Genomic DNA, 15,523 nt, shown 5'->3' on the forward strand with positions numbered 1-15,523 from the left:
ATCACTCATGATCCGGATCGAGACGGCGGCGACTGATGATGCGCAGCAGACGCCACAGCACCCAGGCCAGTAACACCACGCTGATGGCCGCCAGTACCGCTAACAGCACCGGATGGTTGGCCAGCGCGTACCACAGACGTTCAAACCACGGCAGGTGACCCACGTAGTAGATATCGCCGACGCGTAAACTGCTCACGCCAGATTCGCGGATCACAGAGACAGAACCAAACATTGCCGCCCGTTTACCGCTGTCATTGATGGCCTGGTTCAGCAATTCATAGCCGCGCGGACTGTCTGCCAGCAGCGCCACTACGCTACGCTGATCGCTGAACGGTGACTGGAAGCCGACGACCGCAGCCATCGGTCCACTTGACGTCACCGTCGCCTGCGCATCCGCTTTGCGATCGGCTTCATCCGGCATGATGCTCGGGAACGTCGTCTGGCGCATCGGGGTTTTCACCCAGCTCTCCGCCGCCTGAACTAACAGGTCAATACGCTTGTCGTCTTTCAGTTTGTCCGGGATCGACCCGATAATCAGGATGTCTGCCTCTTTGCCCTGAATCTTGCTGCTGTCATCGGTGATGGTCAGGTTAATCGCCGGGAAGCCGGTTTGCGCGCCGATGGTCCCGGTCGCGTCGAGCAGGGTTTCCATCTGCGCTTCGTTCGGGTTTTTCGGCATCACGGTGATGGTTTCGGACAAGTCCGCCATACGGCTGAACGGGAAGCCTGCGTTCGCAAACGCACGCAGATCCGGCATCGCAATGAAGTGGTAGTACTTCGAGAAGTCGATGGTGGAGTCGTCGCCAATCACCACGTGGTTCGGCACCGGCTGGAAGGTAATACAGTTTTCAATCGAGCCGCCCGGCATCGGGTTCATGTACTCGAAGTCAAACCGCAACTGGTTCATCGCGCCCAGCTTCAGCGCCGGGATGGCGACATCCGTTTTCCCGTCCAGCAGCCCTTGCAGCACCGGCAGACGCAGCAGCAGACGGTTGCTCTTCTCATTGCTGGTCAGACTAAAGGCTTGCAGGAACTGGTTGTTCAGGCTGATGTCCATGCGCGAGCTGTCTTTGGTCGGCGGCGTGGTGTAACGGTAATTGAGGTTCATATCAATACCGGTACTGCGCAGCAGATAGAGATCCGGTGGCAGGTTCAGAGAGACGTTGATGGCGGCAGGTTCCATCCCGGTGGACTGCAGTTGCTCTTCATAGGTTTTCAGTTCGCCGAAGGTCACCGGGCGATCGGTACGGACCCAGTTTGGCGCATCGTACGGTTTACGCGCCAACAGCGGCTTCACATCGTTCACCTCCACGCTGCTACCACGGAAGAGGATATTGCCCTGGGCAATGCCTTTCGCCGCCTGCAGCAGATCGTTATCGTCACGACCAAATACCACCAGCAGTTTCACATACGGGTTATCCGGATGGCCGATCATTTCGATAACCGGCGCTTTCACCGGCGGATGTTCACGCAGGAAATCAGGTCGTTTGTCGTTGGTGGCAAAGACGATAGCATTACGATCCGGCAGCGCGTTGTACAACACCGGGAAGTGCTGACCCCGCCAGCCCGCCCGGGAGCCAAACCAGGAAGACACGATCGACGCCGCCTGTTGCAGGGTACTATCTGGTGCTCCGGCAAAGACCATCGGCAGCGTCACCGCACGGCTGTCACGCGGATCGAAGAACGGTACCGGGAAGTGCGAGAGATCGTTTTGCACTTCCAGCGTCTGGTAAGTGAGGTCCAGCATGCTGCTGCGACCGACGTCCAGCCACAGCGTACTGCTGGCTGGGTTTTCACAAACCTGCTGGTAGTGACCGACAAACTCCAACCGCACGCGGTTAAAATCGGTGATAAACAGCGGGTTGATCGGCATTTGGGCCAGCGTCTTTTTACCCAACTGTTCCTGGGTGACCGGCAGCACGCCCATCAGCTCATCATTCAGGTAGACCTTGAGCTGCGACTGTACCGGTAGCAGTGAGGGTGACGGCGTGTACTCCAGGTTCAGTACGGCTCTGGAGACGACCTCATCGCTACGCATGCCAAACTCAATACTGCCGTTTGGGTTCACGCCACGCAGCACCATGCTGCCCGGCGGCGGCGCTATCTGCGCAAACGTTAGTTTCACGTCCCGGGAAGGGCCATTCTGCGCCACAATCGGCGCATCGGCTCCCGGTACACCCGGCATCACCTGCCCCACCGGCTGATTTGCATCTGCCTGTGCAGGTTCGGCCGCAGCCGGGACCACGGTTGGCTCAGCATTTATCAGTGGTTGCGTTGCAGGCGTCGCATTCGTCATGAAAGAAGGGATTGCGCTCATCCCCATTGCCACTGCACAAATCCAGGAAAGTTTTCTTTTCATCGCGTTATCATCATTGTTGAGCCATAACCTGATCCGGCTGTTGCACCGCCACCTCGTCCTGCTCAGGACGGCGTGGAATGAACGACACAACCCAGGAAACCAGAGAAGTCAGAGACCGGAAAATTATTTTGACAGAAGACGGGGAGAACTCCGCAAGATGGCGATAGCCACGGAAACCCAGCTTCAGAATATCCAACAGGCTTTCCAGCGGCTTATCTTCCGGATAGCTGTCCTGCCAGAGCGCCCATGTATCGGCACGGGCAAACGTACACTGCACAAAATCGATATGCTGTTTGGTGGTCAGCGGCATCAGCTGTAGCCCCACCTGTTCACCCCAAACGCGCGCGACCTGCGTCGGGAAGACATACTCCTGCTGACCGCGTTTGAGCAGTAAATTCACCTTCTGCCCTTCCAGCACCTGGGCCTGACCGTTGATCTTGATCCCCAGACCGCCGTCGGAGAAATCATGCACGGTGCACGAGAACAGGTGTCCGTCTTCACGGGCAATCGCCGCCGGCATGGAAATTTCAACACGGTGTGAACGGCGAACCTGTTTACTTTCTACCGACACCGCAACCGCGCCGCCGAGGATAATCAGGTTGTAGAACACCCACACCAGGCTGACGATAACGGTCAGCATTTCATTTTCCGGCCCGTAGAAGTAACGCCAGACGCCCACCGCCACGCCGAACAGGTTAATCAGCACGAGGTAGATGTACGGACGGGAAATCACCCAGTCGACATACTCTTCTTCTACCAGTCCACCCTTCGCGGTGACGTTAAACTTCCCTTTGTGCGGGTTGATCAGCGCCACCAGCGTCGGCGGCGCGATATACCAGGCCAACACCGTTTCGTAAATCTCACTCCAGAAAGAGTGACGGTACTTACCCTGAATTTTCGAGTTGGTCAGGCTGGCATGGACCATGTGCGGCAGTACGAACAGCGCAATCATCAGCGCTGGCGCATAGATGATATAGGCATGCAGCAGCAGGAACGCCAGCGGGGCGGTCAGGAAGATCAGTCGTGGAACGCCCGACAGGAAGTGGAACATGGCGTTGACGTAACATAATCGCTGGGCGAACTTCAGCCCCTTGCCGGTCAACGGGTTATCGAGACGGAAAATTTGTACCATCCCGCGCGCCCAGCGAATACGCTGACCGATGTGGGCAGATAAACTTTCGGTTGCCAGCCCCGCCGCCTGCGGAATACGCATGTACGCGGAGGTATAACCGCGACGGTGCAGACGCAGCGACGTATGCGCATCCTCAGTCACGGTTTCAACGGCAATGCCGCCAATTTCATCCAGCGGTTTACGGCGAATTACCGCACAGGAGCCGCAGAAGAAGGTAGCATCCCACATGTCATTACCGTCCTGCACCAGACCGTAAAACAGCGTGCCTTCGTTTGGCGTTTTGCGAAAACGTCCGAGGTTACGTTCAAACGGATCCGGCGAGAAGAAGTGGTGCGGCGTCTGCATCATCGCCAGATTCTTGTCTTTCAGGAACCAGCCCATCGTCATTTGCAGGAATGAACGCGTCGGCACGTGGTCGCAGTCAAAGATCGAAACAAACTCGCCTTTGGCATATTTCAACGCGTTGTTAATGTTCCCGGCTTTGGCGTGTTCATGGGTGGTACGGGCAATATATTTTACCCCTACGGTCTGGGCGAACTGGCGGAACTCTTCACGTCCGCCATCGTCGAGGATCCAGATATTGAGCTTATCTTTCGGCCAGTCGATACCCAGCGACGCGTAAATGGTGTTTTTCACCACGTGAAGGTCTTCGTTGTAGGTCGGCACAAAGATATCGACCGTCGGCCACAGCGACATGTCTTTTGGCAGCGGCACCGGCTGGCGGTTCAGCGGCCAGACAACCTGGAAGTAGCCTAATACCAGCACAATCCACGCATAGGTTTCGGCAAACAACAGGATCAGCCCGCAAACCAGGCTCACCGGGTCATCCCAGTTCAGCGTGGAGGTATAGCGCCACCAGATATAACGGCACGATACCGTCAGCGACAGCACAATCAGCATCAGCGCGGAGAAGCGCCCCGGCATGCGGCGCACGATCAGCGCAACGCCCCACAACAGCATCAGGAAGATAAATTGCGCCAGCGGGTTAAACGGTTGAGTCACACAAATCAGCGCCAGAATCAGCGAGAAGATGACGATAATCCCGATGATAAAGCGACGCGCGCCAGGGCTCAGATGGCCGAGCTCTTTTTGCTTATCCAGATGCGTGGTGTTCTGCGTCACGCGTCCCGGTAGCGCGTCCATCCACTGGTGGTAACGCCCGACGAAGCCTTGCAGGCGGGAAAAGGTCTGCCAGCGGGGTGGTGTCGTCTCCTGACGTGGCGAGGCCGCCATCAGCCAGAAGGTCTGAATGGCGTAACGAGCAGGATCTAAAGGGCGCGGGCGCGCGGCGTTAATATGGGGATAGAGCGCCTTACGTTCGGCACGGATCCGCTGCCAGCGTGGATGCTCCAGCGGGATAAAGACCCACGCGAGAATCACCCACAGACAGCCCAGCGCCGCGCTAAAAGGCGACGCGCCATGACGACGATAACCCTGATAGCGCTCGCTTAAACGGGCGCTGACCGGCGGGATAAGCAACCACCGGGACAGGACACTCATGATGCGCTCCCGACAGGGGTTTTATGGCCTGAGTAATGTAATAAACACCAGTTTGCCAGCGTCAACACTTCTTCTGCAGCCAGCGAGTCGCTGCGGTATTCACCCAGCGGCTGTTTTGTCGCCATGCACTCCGCCACGGCTTCATCGCGGTGAATCACCATTGGCAGTAGACGACGCTGACTCTGTAGCCAGACCTGGTAGAGATCGTCCTGCAACTGACTGCCAACGCGTAAGTCATTGATCAGAATATGCGCGCCCGCCGGCAGCGACTGCTGATGCAAACGAACATGGCAGTTGGTGTCAGCGTTGACAATCGTCAGCGTGTGGTCGCACTCATTGACCAGTTGCCGGGTCAACGGCGCGCACCCCGGAGGCAGATCCAGTAAAATCCACGAGTATCGTCCACTCTCTTTCAGAGCACGAATACCGGCCGCGATACCGCCCAGCTGTTCCAGCCAGCGGTCGGGATATTCACGTTCCTGAGCCGTCAGTTGACCAAACGGCAGCAAATCAAGTTGCGAGGTGTAGCGCATCCCACCGTCCTGCCAGTCACGACCATCGAGCATCGCTCTGGCCCAGCCGTCGCGATGACTGAAATCAACGTTGAATGACAGGCGCAACAAATTATCGGGGCTGGTATCAATAACCAGTACGTTTTCCCCTAATAATTGCAATGACCAGGCCAGCGCAGCAGCGATCGACGTCGTGCCTACCCCGCCTCGTATGCCCTGGAGTCCCAGAATGGCCATTCACGGCTCCCTTATTGTTGTTGCGCAAATTCAGCCAACAGCGGCCAACGTTTAATCGCGGCGGCAAGCTGTTCACGCTGGGAAATATCGGTGTAATCAAATTCTGGCAATGAAAAAGCCTGGCTTAATGCCAGGAAATCGTTTTGAAAGGTATAGCCCAATGTTGAATCAGTTTGCGTGCCGGGTTCGTTGTCAGACATTTTGTTTTATCCCTTTGAATAGACTCGCCATGCTTCAAACATTTTTTCTGTTTGCATTCCGCTTTGTCCCCACCGAAATTCGATAAGGCTAAAAGTTGCTCATTTTCTGAGTTGTTTTTTCGTGAAAATACGCGTCATGGAATCGGAAAGGCCGATGTTACAAGGCTTCTTGCTCGCCAAATTGATTCACATGCTAAATCTGATACGTTTTAATTTCAATGTTAGGTTTATTTCTGGGCTTTCGCTAGTAAACTGATAAACAGATAAAATAGCGACCCGAGGAACGCTGTGGACCCTGTATTTTCAATTGGCATCTCATCATTATGGGATGAACTACGCCATATGCCAGCCGGTGGAGTCTGGTGGATTAACACTGATCGCGTTGAAGATGCTATCAGTCTGGCGAATCAAACGATTGCTTTTCAGACCGGGACTGCAAAAGTCGCGGCCATTTCTATGGGCAGCGATCCTGGAAAAATATTCAAATTAGATGAATCTCACGGCCCGGAAAAAATTCAGTTATTTTCTATGCCAACTTCTGAGAAGGGTCTATACTTTATGACCCGAGATTTACTCTGCTCTCTGGATCCGACGCATTACTTATTCATTCTTATTTGCGCAAATAACGGCTGGCAAAATATTCCAGTTGAACGTTTGCGTCTGTGGCTGGACAAAATGAATAAATGGACGCGTCTCCATCACTGTTCTGTAGTGGTGCTTAACCCCGGGAATAATAACGATAAACAATTCTCTCTTTTAATGGGGGAATACCGATCGCTTTACGGTCTCGCCAGCATGCGTTATCAGGGCGATCAACATTTGTTTGATATTGCCTTCTGGTGCAACGAAAAAGGCGTCAGCGCTCGTCAGCAACTCACCATCCGCCATCATGACGGTCAGTGGGAACTGGCACAGAAAGAAGAGGCTGAAATCCAACCCCGTAGCGATGAAAAACAGATCCTGAGTAATGTCGCCGTGCTGGAGGGGGCACCGCCGCTCTCCGAACACTGGAAATTATTCGATAATAATGAAGCTTTATTCAATGAGGCGCGTACGGCCCAGGCGGCAACGCTGATCTTCTCGCTTCAGCAAAACAGCCAGATTGAACCCATGGCGCGTAGCATTCATACCCTGCGTCGCCAGCGGGGAAGCGCGCTGAAAATCCTCGTGCGGGAAAACATCGCCAGCCTTCGCGCCACCGATGAACGCCTGCTGTTAGGCTGCGGTGCCAATATGGTGATTCCGTGGAATGCCCCGCTCTCACGTTGTCTGACGCTGATTGAAAGCGTTCAGGGCCAGCAATTTAGCCGCTACGTGCCGGAAGACATCACGACGCTACTGTCGATGACCCAGCCGATGAAACTGCGCGGTTTTCAGAAGTGGGATGTGTTCTGTGAAGCGGTGAACAACATGATGAGCAACACCCTGCTGCCTGCCGACGGGAAAGGGGTGATGGTAGCGTTGCGGCCCGTTCCGGGTATCCGCGTTGAGCAAGCCTTAACGATGTGCCGCCCGCACCGTACCGGCGATATTGTCACCATTGGCGGCAACCGCCTGGTGCTGTTCTTGTCGTTTTGTCGCGTGAACGATCTCGATACCGCGCTCAATCATATCTTTCCGCTCCCGACCGGCGATCTCTTTTCTAACCGCATGGTCTGGTTTGAAGATAATCTCATCAGCGCTGAACTGGTGCAGATGCGTTTACTGGCGCCAGAGCAGTGGGGACAACCGCTGCCGCTGACCCAGAACGTGAAGCCGGTCCTCAATGCCGAGCATGACGGCAAGACGTGGCGCCGCATTCCACACCCGCTACGCTTACTGGACGATGAAACGGAGCGCTCATCATGATGACCATCAGCGATATCCTGCAGATCATTGTTGTTTGTGCGCTGATTTTCTTCCCGCTGGGGTATCTGGCACGCCATTCACTTCGGCGGATCAGTAATACGACCCGGCTGTTATTTGCGAAACCTCGTTATGTTAAACCGGCCGGAACATTGCGCCGCACGGTGATTTCCAGGGCAACGAAAAAATGACTCAACAAACGCAAAACGCATCACTGCCTTCACCACTCTGGCAATACTGGCGCGGCCTTTCTGGCTGGAACTTCTATTTCCTGGTGAAATTCGGCCTGCTCTGGGCGGGCTATCTTAATTTTCACCCGCTGCTGAACCTGGTCTTTATGGCCTTCCTGCTGATACCTATTCCGCGTTACAGCCTGCATCGCATTCGTCACTGGATAGCCATTCCGATCGGCTTTGGTCTGTTCTGGCACGACACCTGGCTGCCTGGTCCGGAAAGTATTATGAGCCAGGGCTCGCAGGTGGCCGGTTTTAGCGCGGACTATTTACTGGATCTTGCCACCCGCTTTATCAACTGGCAGATGATAGGCGCCGTGTTTGTCCTGCTGGTCGCGTGGCTGTTTTTGTCACAATGGATTCGGGTTACCGTTTTTGTGGTGGCGATTCTGGTCTGGCTGAACGTCCTGACGCTGGCAGGCCCCAGTTTCTCTCTGTGGCCGGCAGGTCAACCGACGACCACGGTGACCACCACGGGCGGTACGGCGGCAGAAACGGTCGCGACCGCCGGAGGAACGCCGGTCGTCGGTGATATCCCGGCGCAGACCGCGCCGCCGACCTCGGCGAATCTCAACGCATGGTTGAACACGTTCTACAATGCGGAAGCCAAGCGCAAAACGCCTTTCCCGTCAGCGCTTCCTGCGGATGCGCAGCCGTTTGAACTGCTGGTCATCAACATCTGCTCGCTCTCCTGGTCCGATATTGAAGCCGCAGGGTTGATGTCGCACCCGCTGTGGTCGCATTTTGATATTCAGTTTAAGCACTTCAATTCTGCCACCTCGTATAGCGGCCCGGCAGCGATTCGTCTGTTACGCGCCAGTTGTGGACAGCCCTCGCACACCAATCTGTATCAGCCAGCAGGCAACGAATGTTATCTGTTTGATAACTTGTCAAAACTGGGTTTCACGCAGCATCTGATGATGGGGCATAACGGCGAGTTCGGCGGCTTCCTGAAAGAGGTCCGTGAAAACGGCGGGATGCAGGCTGAGCTGATGGATCAGAAGGGCTTACCCGCGCCGCTGTTGGGCTTTGATGGTTCTCCGGTTTATGACGACACCGCCGTGCTGCAACGCTGGATGGAGACCACGGAGAAAGATAAGGATTCTCGCAGCGCCACCTTCTACAACACCCTGCCGCTCCACGACGGTAACCACTATCCGGGCGTAAGCAAAACGGCGGATTACAAAGCCCGCGCACAGAAATTCTTTGATGAACTGGACGCGTTCTTCACTGAGCTGGAGAAATCAGGGCGTAAGGTGATGGTTGTGGTCGTCCCGGAACACGGCGGAGCCTTAAAAGGCGACAGGATGCAGGTCTCTGGTCTGCGTGATATCCCAAGCCCGTCGATTACGAACGTCCCGGCAGGAGTGAAATTCTTCGGCATGAAAGCGCCGCATCAGGGTGCGCCGATTGTCATTAACCAGCCAAGCAGCTACCTGGCGATTTCTGACCTGGTGGTGCGCGTGCTTGACGGTAAGATCTTCACCGAAGACAGCGTGGACTGGACGAAACTCACCAGCAACCTGCCGCAGACGGCGGCGGTCTCGGAAAACGCCAACGCGGTCGTTATCCAGTATCAGGACAAACCGTACGTCCGTCTGAACGGTGGCGATTGGGTGCCGTATCCGCAGTAACGAAGAAGGCCGCAAGGATCGCCCTTGCGGCCTGGTTCGGGCGCATATTGCCACTGCGGCAGGCAGACGCCCATTAGCGCATTACTTCCTGCTACGTAGCCAGTTCACAACCATTCCCGCAATAATGCCGGCAATGGCTGGAGCCGCTAAATCATGCCAGAAGGCAATGCCTAACTGAGTTAGCGTCATATCGCCGCCTGTGTTGCAATGGCAACCGTTCGCGGCTATCCTTAACTTGTCTAGAGATAGGGATGCCCCCGTTGTGTTGCCTGGTTTACCGAGCAATGTGCGGGGGTTTTCTACATCTAGCGTCATTGCCGCCAGGGATCAAGCCCCCGCAACGTTGCGCCTCACCGGGTCACCCGGCTTGGAGCAGATTCTACGATAACCCGCCTTGCCCGACATCCGACACGCTTTCGCTTTGCGTGACGCCTCGCAATCAGTCAACTGGCAGAGACCCGCACTCTTCTGTAGAATTGCGTCCCCTCGCGGTCATCAAGCCGTGACGGCTATTTTTGGCAGGGGACTCCATGCAGCACGACACATCACCACTTTGCGATCACCGCGCATCCGGCAAACCGGCATCGCAGACTTTACCGTTTACCCGCTACGATTTTGGCTGGGTGCTGCTGTGCATTGGCATGGCGATTGGCGCAGGAACGGTATTAATGCCGGTGCAGATTGGGCTGAAAGGCATCTGGGTTTTTATTACCGCCTCTCTGATTGCCTATCCTGCCACCTGGATCGTACAGGATATCTATCTGAAAACGCTCTCCGAGAGCGAAACCTGTCATGACTATACCGATGTCATCAGCCATTACCTGGGGAAAAACTGGGGTGTCTTCCTTGGCGTGATTTACTTCCTGATGATCATCCACGGCATATTTATCTACTCGCTTTCCGTGGTGTTCGACAGCGCATCGTATATCCGCACCTTTGGCCTGACTGACGCCGACCTTTCACAGTCGTTGGTCTATAAAGTGGCGATTTTTGCGGCTCTGGTGGCGATCGCCTCCGGCGGTGAGAAGTTGCTTTTCAAAATCTCCGGCCCGATGGTGGTGGTGAAAGTCGGTATCATCGTGGTGTTTGGGCTGGCGATGATCCCCCACTGGAACCTGAGCAATATCACCGCTTTCCCGCAGGCGACGGTGTTCTTTCGCGACGTGTTGCTCACGATCCCCTTCTGCTTCTTTTCGGCGGTCTTCATTCAGGTTCTCAACCCGATGAATATTGCCTATCGCAAGCGTGAAGCGGACAGAGTACTGGCAACCCGCATGGCGATTCGCACTCACCGTATCAGCTACATCACGCTCATTGCGGTGATCCTGTTTTTCTCCTTCTCGTTCACCTTCTCTATCACTCACGAGGAGGCGGTCTCCGCCTTTGAGCAAAACATTTCCGCACTGGCGTTAGCCGCGCAGGTCATACCTGGCCCGATTATTCACATCACCTCGACGGTGCTGAATATCTTTGCCGTCCTGACCGCGTTCTTTGGGATCTACCTGGGATTCCACGAGGCAATGAAGGGCATTATTTTGAATGTGCTGGGTCGCGTCGTTAACGTCGGGAAAATTCCTTCACGCGTGATTACGCTGGGGATCTGCGCGTTTATCGTCACTACGCTGGTTGTCTGGGTTTCGTTTCGCGTCTCAGTGCTGGTGTTCTTCCAGTTGGGCAGCCCGCTGTACGGCATCGTCTCCTGCCTCATCCCGTTCTTCCTGATTTATAACGTCGCTCCACTGGAAAAGCTGCGCGGTCTGAAAACCTGGCTGATTTTGCTCTACGGGATCCTGTTGTGCCTGTCGCCACTGCTGAAACTGATTGAATAGAATAAAAAAAGCCCGAGGGCGTAACCGCATCCTCGGGCCTGGAGAAGTGACGAATTTACGCTACGGGTTTCTGCGCATTTTCATCCTGATCAACCGCGAAACAGGCGACCAGTTGACCGCTGTAGTCTTTTAACTGCGGCTGCAACTGGGTGCAGGGTCCGAAACGGCGACGGCAGCGGGCGTTGAAGGCACAGCCCGGCGGCGGATTCAGCGGGCTGGGTAGCTCACCGGTCAGCTTGATGCGCTCGCGGCGCTCGTCTGGATTCAGACGCGGCGTGGCGGAGAGCAGCGCCTGGGTGTACGGATGGCGCGGGTTGTTGAAGATCTGGTCCTTCGTCCCTTTCTCCACGCAACGACCTAAGTACATCACCATCACCTCATCAGCAATGTGCTCAACAACCGACAGGTCGTGAGAGATGAAGACGTAGGACAGCCCCAGTTCCTGCTGCAAATCCATCATCAGGTTCAGCACCTGCGCACGGACAGAAACATCGAGCGCGGAGACCGGTTCATCGGCAATCACCACATCCGGATCCAGCATCAGCCCACGGGCGATGGCAATACGCTGGCGCTGACCGCCGGAGAACATATGCGGATAGCGGTCGTAGTGCTCGGTTTTCAGCCCCACTTTCGCCATCATCGCCAGCGCTTTTTCACGACGCTGCTCTTTGCTGAGCGAGGTGTTGATCAGTAGGGGTTCTTCCAGAATCTGTCCCACTTTCTTACGCGGGTTCAGCGAACCGTACGGGTTCTGGAACACAATCTGGATTTTCTGCCGACGCAGTTTCTGCGCATGCGGATCGTGCTTAAGCAGATCCTGCCCCTGGTAATACAGTTCACCGCCCGTCGGCGTTTCAATCATCGTCAGCAGACGGCCAAGCGTGGATTTCCCACAGCCGGACTCGCCCACCACCGCCAGCGTTTTGCCGCGTTCAAGGGTAAAGGATACGCCGTCGAGCGCTTTCACCAGGCGTTCCGGGGAGAAAATCCCCTTCTTCACCGGGTAGTATTTTTTCAGGTCGATTGCCTGCAACAACAGCTGTTGCGAGGTGGCCTCATGCGTACTCATAGTGTGGGCCTCCCGGCATCATCGAGTGGGTAATGACATTTCGACTGGCGACCGCCATCCAACTGGGCCAGTTCAGGTTCTTCACTGCGGCATTTGTCCGTCGCATAGGGGCAACGTGGGTTCAGCAGACAGCCCATCGGGCGGTCATATTTCCCCGGCACCACGCCTGGCAGCGAGGCCAGTCGCGCTTTATCCTGAGCGAACTCCGGCAGTGCACGCAACAGTGCCTGGGTATAAGGGTGACGCGGTGCGCGGAAAATATCGTGCGCCGCCCCCGTTTCCACCACCTGACCGGCGTACATCACAATGATTTTATGCGCGGCTTCCGCCACCAGCGCCAGGTCATGGGTAATGAGCACCAGCGCCATGTTCTCTTTCTGCTGCAGTTCCAGCAGCAGTTCGATGATTTGCGCCTGGATGGTCACGTCCAGCGCCGTCGTCGGCTCATCGGCAATCAACAGTTTCGGCCGACAGGCAATCGCCATCGCGATCATCACGCGCTGGCTCATCCCACCGGAAAGCTGATGCGGATACACGTCCAGGCGCGAGGCCGGATCGGGAATCCCCACCTGGTTTAGCAGGTCAATCGCCCGCTGACGACGGGTTTTCTTGTTGCCACCCTGATGCACCTTGATCGCTTCCATAATCTGGAAACCGACGGTGTAGCACGGGTTCAGGCTGGTCATCGGGTCCTGGAAAATCATCGCCACTTCGGCACCCACCAGGTTACGTCGCTCTTTCTCAGAGATACGCTTGAGGTCCTGACCGTTGAACAGCAGGTTCTCCGCCATCACGCGGCCCGGATAATCAATCAGCCCCATAATCGCCAGTGAACTGACCGATTTCCCTGAGCCTGACTCACCGACAATACCGACCACTTCACCCTGATTCACACTGTAGCTGATGCGGTCTACGGCGCGGAATTCGGAGCCAACATCACCGAAATGCACCGATAATTTATCTACATTTAATAACGCCATCTCGAACCTCTTACTGCTTCAGTTTGGGATCGAGCGCGTCACGCAGACCGTCACCCATCAGGTTAAATGCCAGCACCGTCAGCAGGATCGCCAGACCCGGGAAGGTCACGACCCACCAGGCGCTTTGCGCAAACTGCAACACATCCGCTAGCATAGTGCCCCACTCCGGTGTTGGCGGTTGCGCACCCATGCCCAGGAAGCCAAGCGCGGCCATATCGAGAATGGCGTTAGAGAAGCCGAGCGACGCCTGAACGATCAACGGCGCAAGGCAGTTCGGAAAGATGTTGATAAACATCTGGCGCATCGCACCGGCACCCGCCACGCGGGAAGCGGTCACGTAGTCGCGGTTGACCTCCACCAGCACGGCGGCGCGCGTCAGTCGCACATAGTGCGGCAACGCGACGAACGTCAGCGCCAGCGCGGCGTTACCAATTGAGGGACCGAATACCGCCACCAGCACCAGCGCGAGCAGCAGGCTCGGCAGCGCCAGCATGATGTCGACGATACGCATAATGATGTTATCAACGATGCCGCCAAAGTACCCGGCAACCAGACCCAACACCACGCCCATCACCAGCGACAGCACGACCACCAGGCAGCCCACCAGCAGCGACAGGCGCGCGCCGTACATCAGGCGCGACAGGACGTCGCGACCCACGTCGTCGGTTCCCAACAGATGCGCCAGGCTGCCGCCTTCCTGCCAGGCAGGTGGTGCCAGCAGGACATCACGGAACTGGTCAGCCGGGTTATACGGTGCCAGGAAGTTGGCGAATACCGCAATCAGGATCATGATCGCGACGTACACCAGTCCCACTACCGCGCCCTTGTTGCGTTTAAAATAGTGCCAGAACTCCTGCATCGGCGTCATCGGCACCGGTGCAGCAACAACTTTATTTTCAGTAACCTGTGACATGATGGCCCCTTACTTCTTATGACGAATACGCGGGTTCACCACGCCGTACAACAGGTCGACCAGCAGGTTGACGAGAATAATCATCGTCGCCACCAGTAACACCCCACCCTGTACAACCGGATAATCGCGACGTTGCAGCGCATCAATCAGCCAGCGCCCAAGGCCAGGCCAGGAAAAAATGGTTTCGGTCAGAATGGCACCCGCCAGCAGCGTTCCCACCTGCAGACCAATCACGGTCACCACCGGCAGCATTGCGTTACGCAGCGCGTGAATGATGATGACGCGCATACGCGTCAACCCTTTGGCGCGCGCGGTACGGATGTAATCTTCGCCCAGCACTTCCAGCATCGACGAACGGGTCATACGCACGATCACCGCCAGAGGGATGGTGCCGAGCACCATTGCCGGCAGGATCATATGCGCCACGGCATCAACGAAGTTGCCCTCTTCACCCCAGATCGCCGTATCTATCAGCATAAAGCCGGTCAGCGGGTTAGAATCATCAAGGAACACCATATCGCTGACGCGTCCGGAGACGGGGGTCAGGTTGAGCTGTACAGAGACCAGCATGATAAGCATCATGCCCCACCAGAAGATAGGCATGGAGTAACCGGTCAGCGCCAGGCCAACAGCGGTATGATCGAAAATGGAACCGCGCTTAACGGCAGCCAGGACGCCCACGGGAATCCCCACGGCGGTGGCAAAAATCATGGCGCAGACACCCAGTTCCAGCGTCGCTTTAAAACGAGGCACGAACTCGTCCCACACCGGTAAACGGCTTTTCAGTGAAATACCTAAATCACCATGCATAACCCCCCAGATGTAATGGAGGTACTGCTGCCACATCGGCTTATCGAGACCGAGTTCAGCCAACAGTTGAGCATGACGCTCAGGGGAGATACCACGCTCACCTGCCATGATCATCACCGGATCGCCGGGGATCATATGGACAAAAGCAAAGGTGAGAAGGGTGATACCGATAAACGTGGGGATGACGAGTCCCAAACGTCGGAGAATGAACTGCAACATAACCCGGATTCTCTCTCATGACACACGGCCTGGAACCGTGAGTCTGTATTG

General features: G+C 56.0%; 13 protein-coding genes. 4 read left to right on the forward strand and 9 right to left on the reverse strand.

Features of this window, described 5'->3' with window-relative positions; translation table 11 throughout:
- Position 1: 1 nt before the first annotated feature.
- The 4 genes from bcsB to GBC03_03310 are packed head-to-tail and all read right to left on the reverse strand — an operon-like array spanning position 2 to position 5,940.
- Positions 2–2,359 carry a cellulose biosynthesis cyclic di-GMP-binding regulatory protein BcsB gene (gene bcsB / locus GBC03_03295; GenBank protein ID QFS69305.1) on the reverse strand — a complete coding sequence of 786 codons (2,358 nt, stop codon included), beginning with the start codon at positions 2,357–2,359 and terminating at the stop codon, positions 2–4.
- 10 nt (positions 2,360–2,369) lie between these two features.
- Positions 2,370–4,991 carry a UDP-forming cellulose synthase catalytic subunit gene (gene bcsA / locus GBC03_03300; protein QFS69306.1) on the reverse strand — a complete coding sequence of 874 codons (2,622 nt, stop codon included), beginning with the start codon at positions 4,989–4,991 and terminating at the stop codon, positions 2,370–2,372.
- Entirely contained in the window at positions 4,988–5,740 is a 753-nt protein-coding gene (gene bcsQ, locus GBC03_03305; GenBank protein QFS69307.1) for a cellulose biosynthesis protein BcsQ, read from the reverse strand. The genes bcsA and bcsQ overlap by 4 nt, the downstream gene beginning before the upstream one ends.
- 11 nt (positions 5,741–5,751) lie before the next feature.
- Complete coding sequence (locus tag GBC03_03310; protein QFS69308.1) at positions 5,752–5,940, reverse strand: hypothetical protein; 189 nt, start codon at positions 5,938–5,940, stop codon at positions 5,752–5,754.
- Positions 5,941–6,228: 288 nt separating this feature from the next.
- On the opposite strand from GBC03_03310, the gene bcsE reads away from it, so the two are divergent.
- Genes bcsE through bcsG form a run of 3 tightly spaced genes read left to right on the forward strand, consistent with a single transcriptional unit; the run spans position 6,229 to position 9,652 of the window.
- Positions 6,229–7,788 carry a cellulose biosynthesis protein BcsE gene (gene bcsE / locus GBC03_03315; GenBank protein ID QFS69309.1) on the forward strand — a complete coding sequence of 520 codons (1,560 nt, stop codon included), beginning with the start codon at positions 6,229–6,231 and terminating at the stop codon, positions 7,786–7,788.
- Complete coding sequence (gene bcsF, locus GBC03_03320) at positions 7,785–7,976, forward strand: cellulose biosynthesis protein BcsF (protein QFS69310.1); 192 nt, start codon at positions 7,785–7,787, stop codon at positions 7,974–7,976. The genes bcsE and bcsF overlap by 4 nt, the downstream gene beginning before the upstream one ends.
- Positions 7,973–9,652: a cellulose biosynthesis protein BcsG gene (gene bcsG / locus GBC03_03325; protein QFS69311.1), complete on the forward strand. Its 1,680-nt coding sequence runs from the start codon at positions 7,973–7,975 to the stop codon at positions 9,650–9,652. The genes bcsF and bcsG overlap by 4 nt, the downstream gene beginning before the upstream one ends.
- 81 nt (positions 9,653–9,733) lie before the next feature.
- Here bcsG and GBC03_03330 read toward each other — a convergent pair whose 3' ends face one another.
- Complete coding sequence (locus tag GBC03_03330; protein ID QFS69312.1) at positions 9,734–9,841, reverse strand: type I toxin-antitoxin system toxin Ldr family protein; 108 nt, start codon at positions 9,839–9,841, stop codon at positions 9,734–9,736.
- Positions 9,842–10,182: 341 nt separating this feature from the next.
- On the opposite strand from GBC03_03330, the gene GBC03_03335 reads away from it, so the two are divergent.
- Positions 10,183–11,481, forward strand: a complete 1,299-nt coding sequence (locus tag GBC03_03335; GenBank protein QFS69313.1) for a transporter — start codon at positions 10,183–10,185, stop codon at positions 11,479–11,481.
- A gap of 55 nt (positions 11,482–11,536) precedes the next feature.
- Here the strand turns inward: GBC03_03335 and dppF are convergent, their stop codons facing one another.
- Genes dppF through dppB form a run of 4 tightly spaced genes read right to left on the reverse strand, consistent with a single transcriptional unit; the run spans position 11,537 to position 15,472 of the window.
- Complete coding sequence (gene dppF, locus GBC03_03340) at positions 11,537–12,550, reverse strand: dipeptide ABC transporter ATP binding subunit DppF (protein ID QFS69314.1); 1,014 nt, start codon at positions 12,548–12,550, stop codon at positions 11,537–11,539.
- Entirely contained in the window at positions 12,547–13,530 is a 984-nt protein-coding gene (gene dppD / locus GBC03_03345) for a dipeptide ABC transporter ATP-binding protein (protein QFS69315.1), read from the reverse strand. Before dppD ends, dppF begins: the two co-directional genes overlap by 4 nt.
- Before the next feature lie 10 nt (positions 13,531–13,540).
- A complete protein-coding gene (dppC, locus tag GBC03_03350; GenBank protein ID QFS69316.1) occupies positions 13,541–14,443 on the reverse strand; it encodes a dipeptide ABC transporter permease DppC in 903 nt (300 codons plus the stop codon).
- A gap of 9 nt (positions 14,444–14,452) precedes the next feature.
- Positions 14,453–15,472: a dipeptide ABC transporter permease DppB gene (dppB, locus tag GBC03_03355; GenBank protein QFS69317.1), complete on the reverse strand. Its 1,020-nt coding sequence runs from the start codon at positions 15,470–15,472 to the stop codon at positions 14,453–14,455.
- Positions 15,473–15,523: the final 51 nt, after the last annotated feature.

The sequence above is a fragment of the Citrobacter telavivensis genome, assembly GCA_009363175.1.
GTDB lineage: Bacteria > Pseudomonadota > Gammaproteobacteria > Enterobacterales > Enterobacteriaceae > Citrobacter_A > Citrobacter_A telavivensis.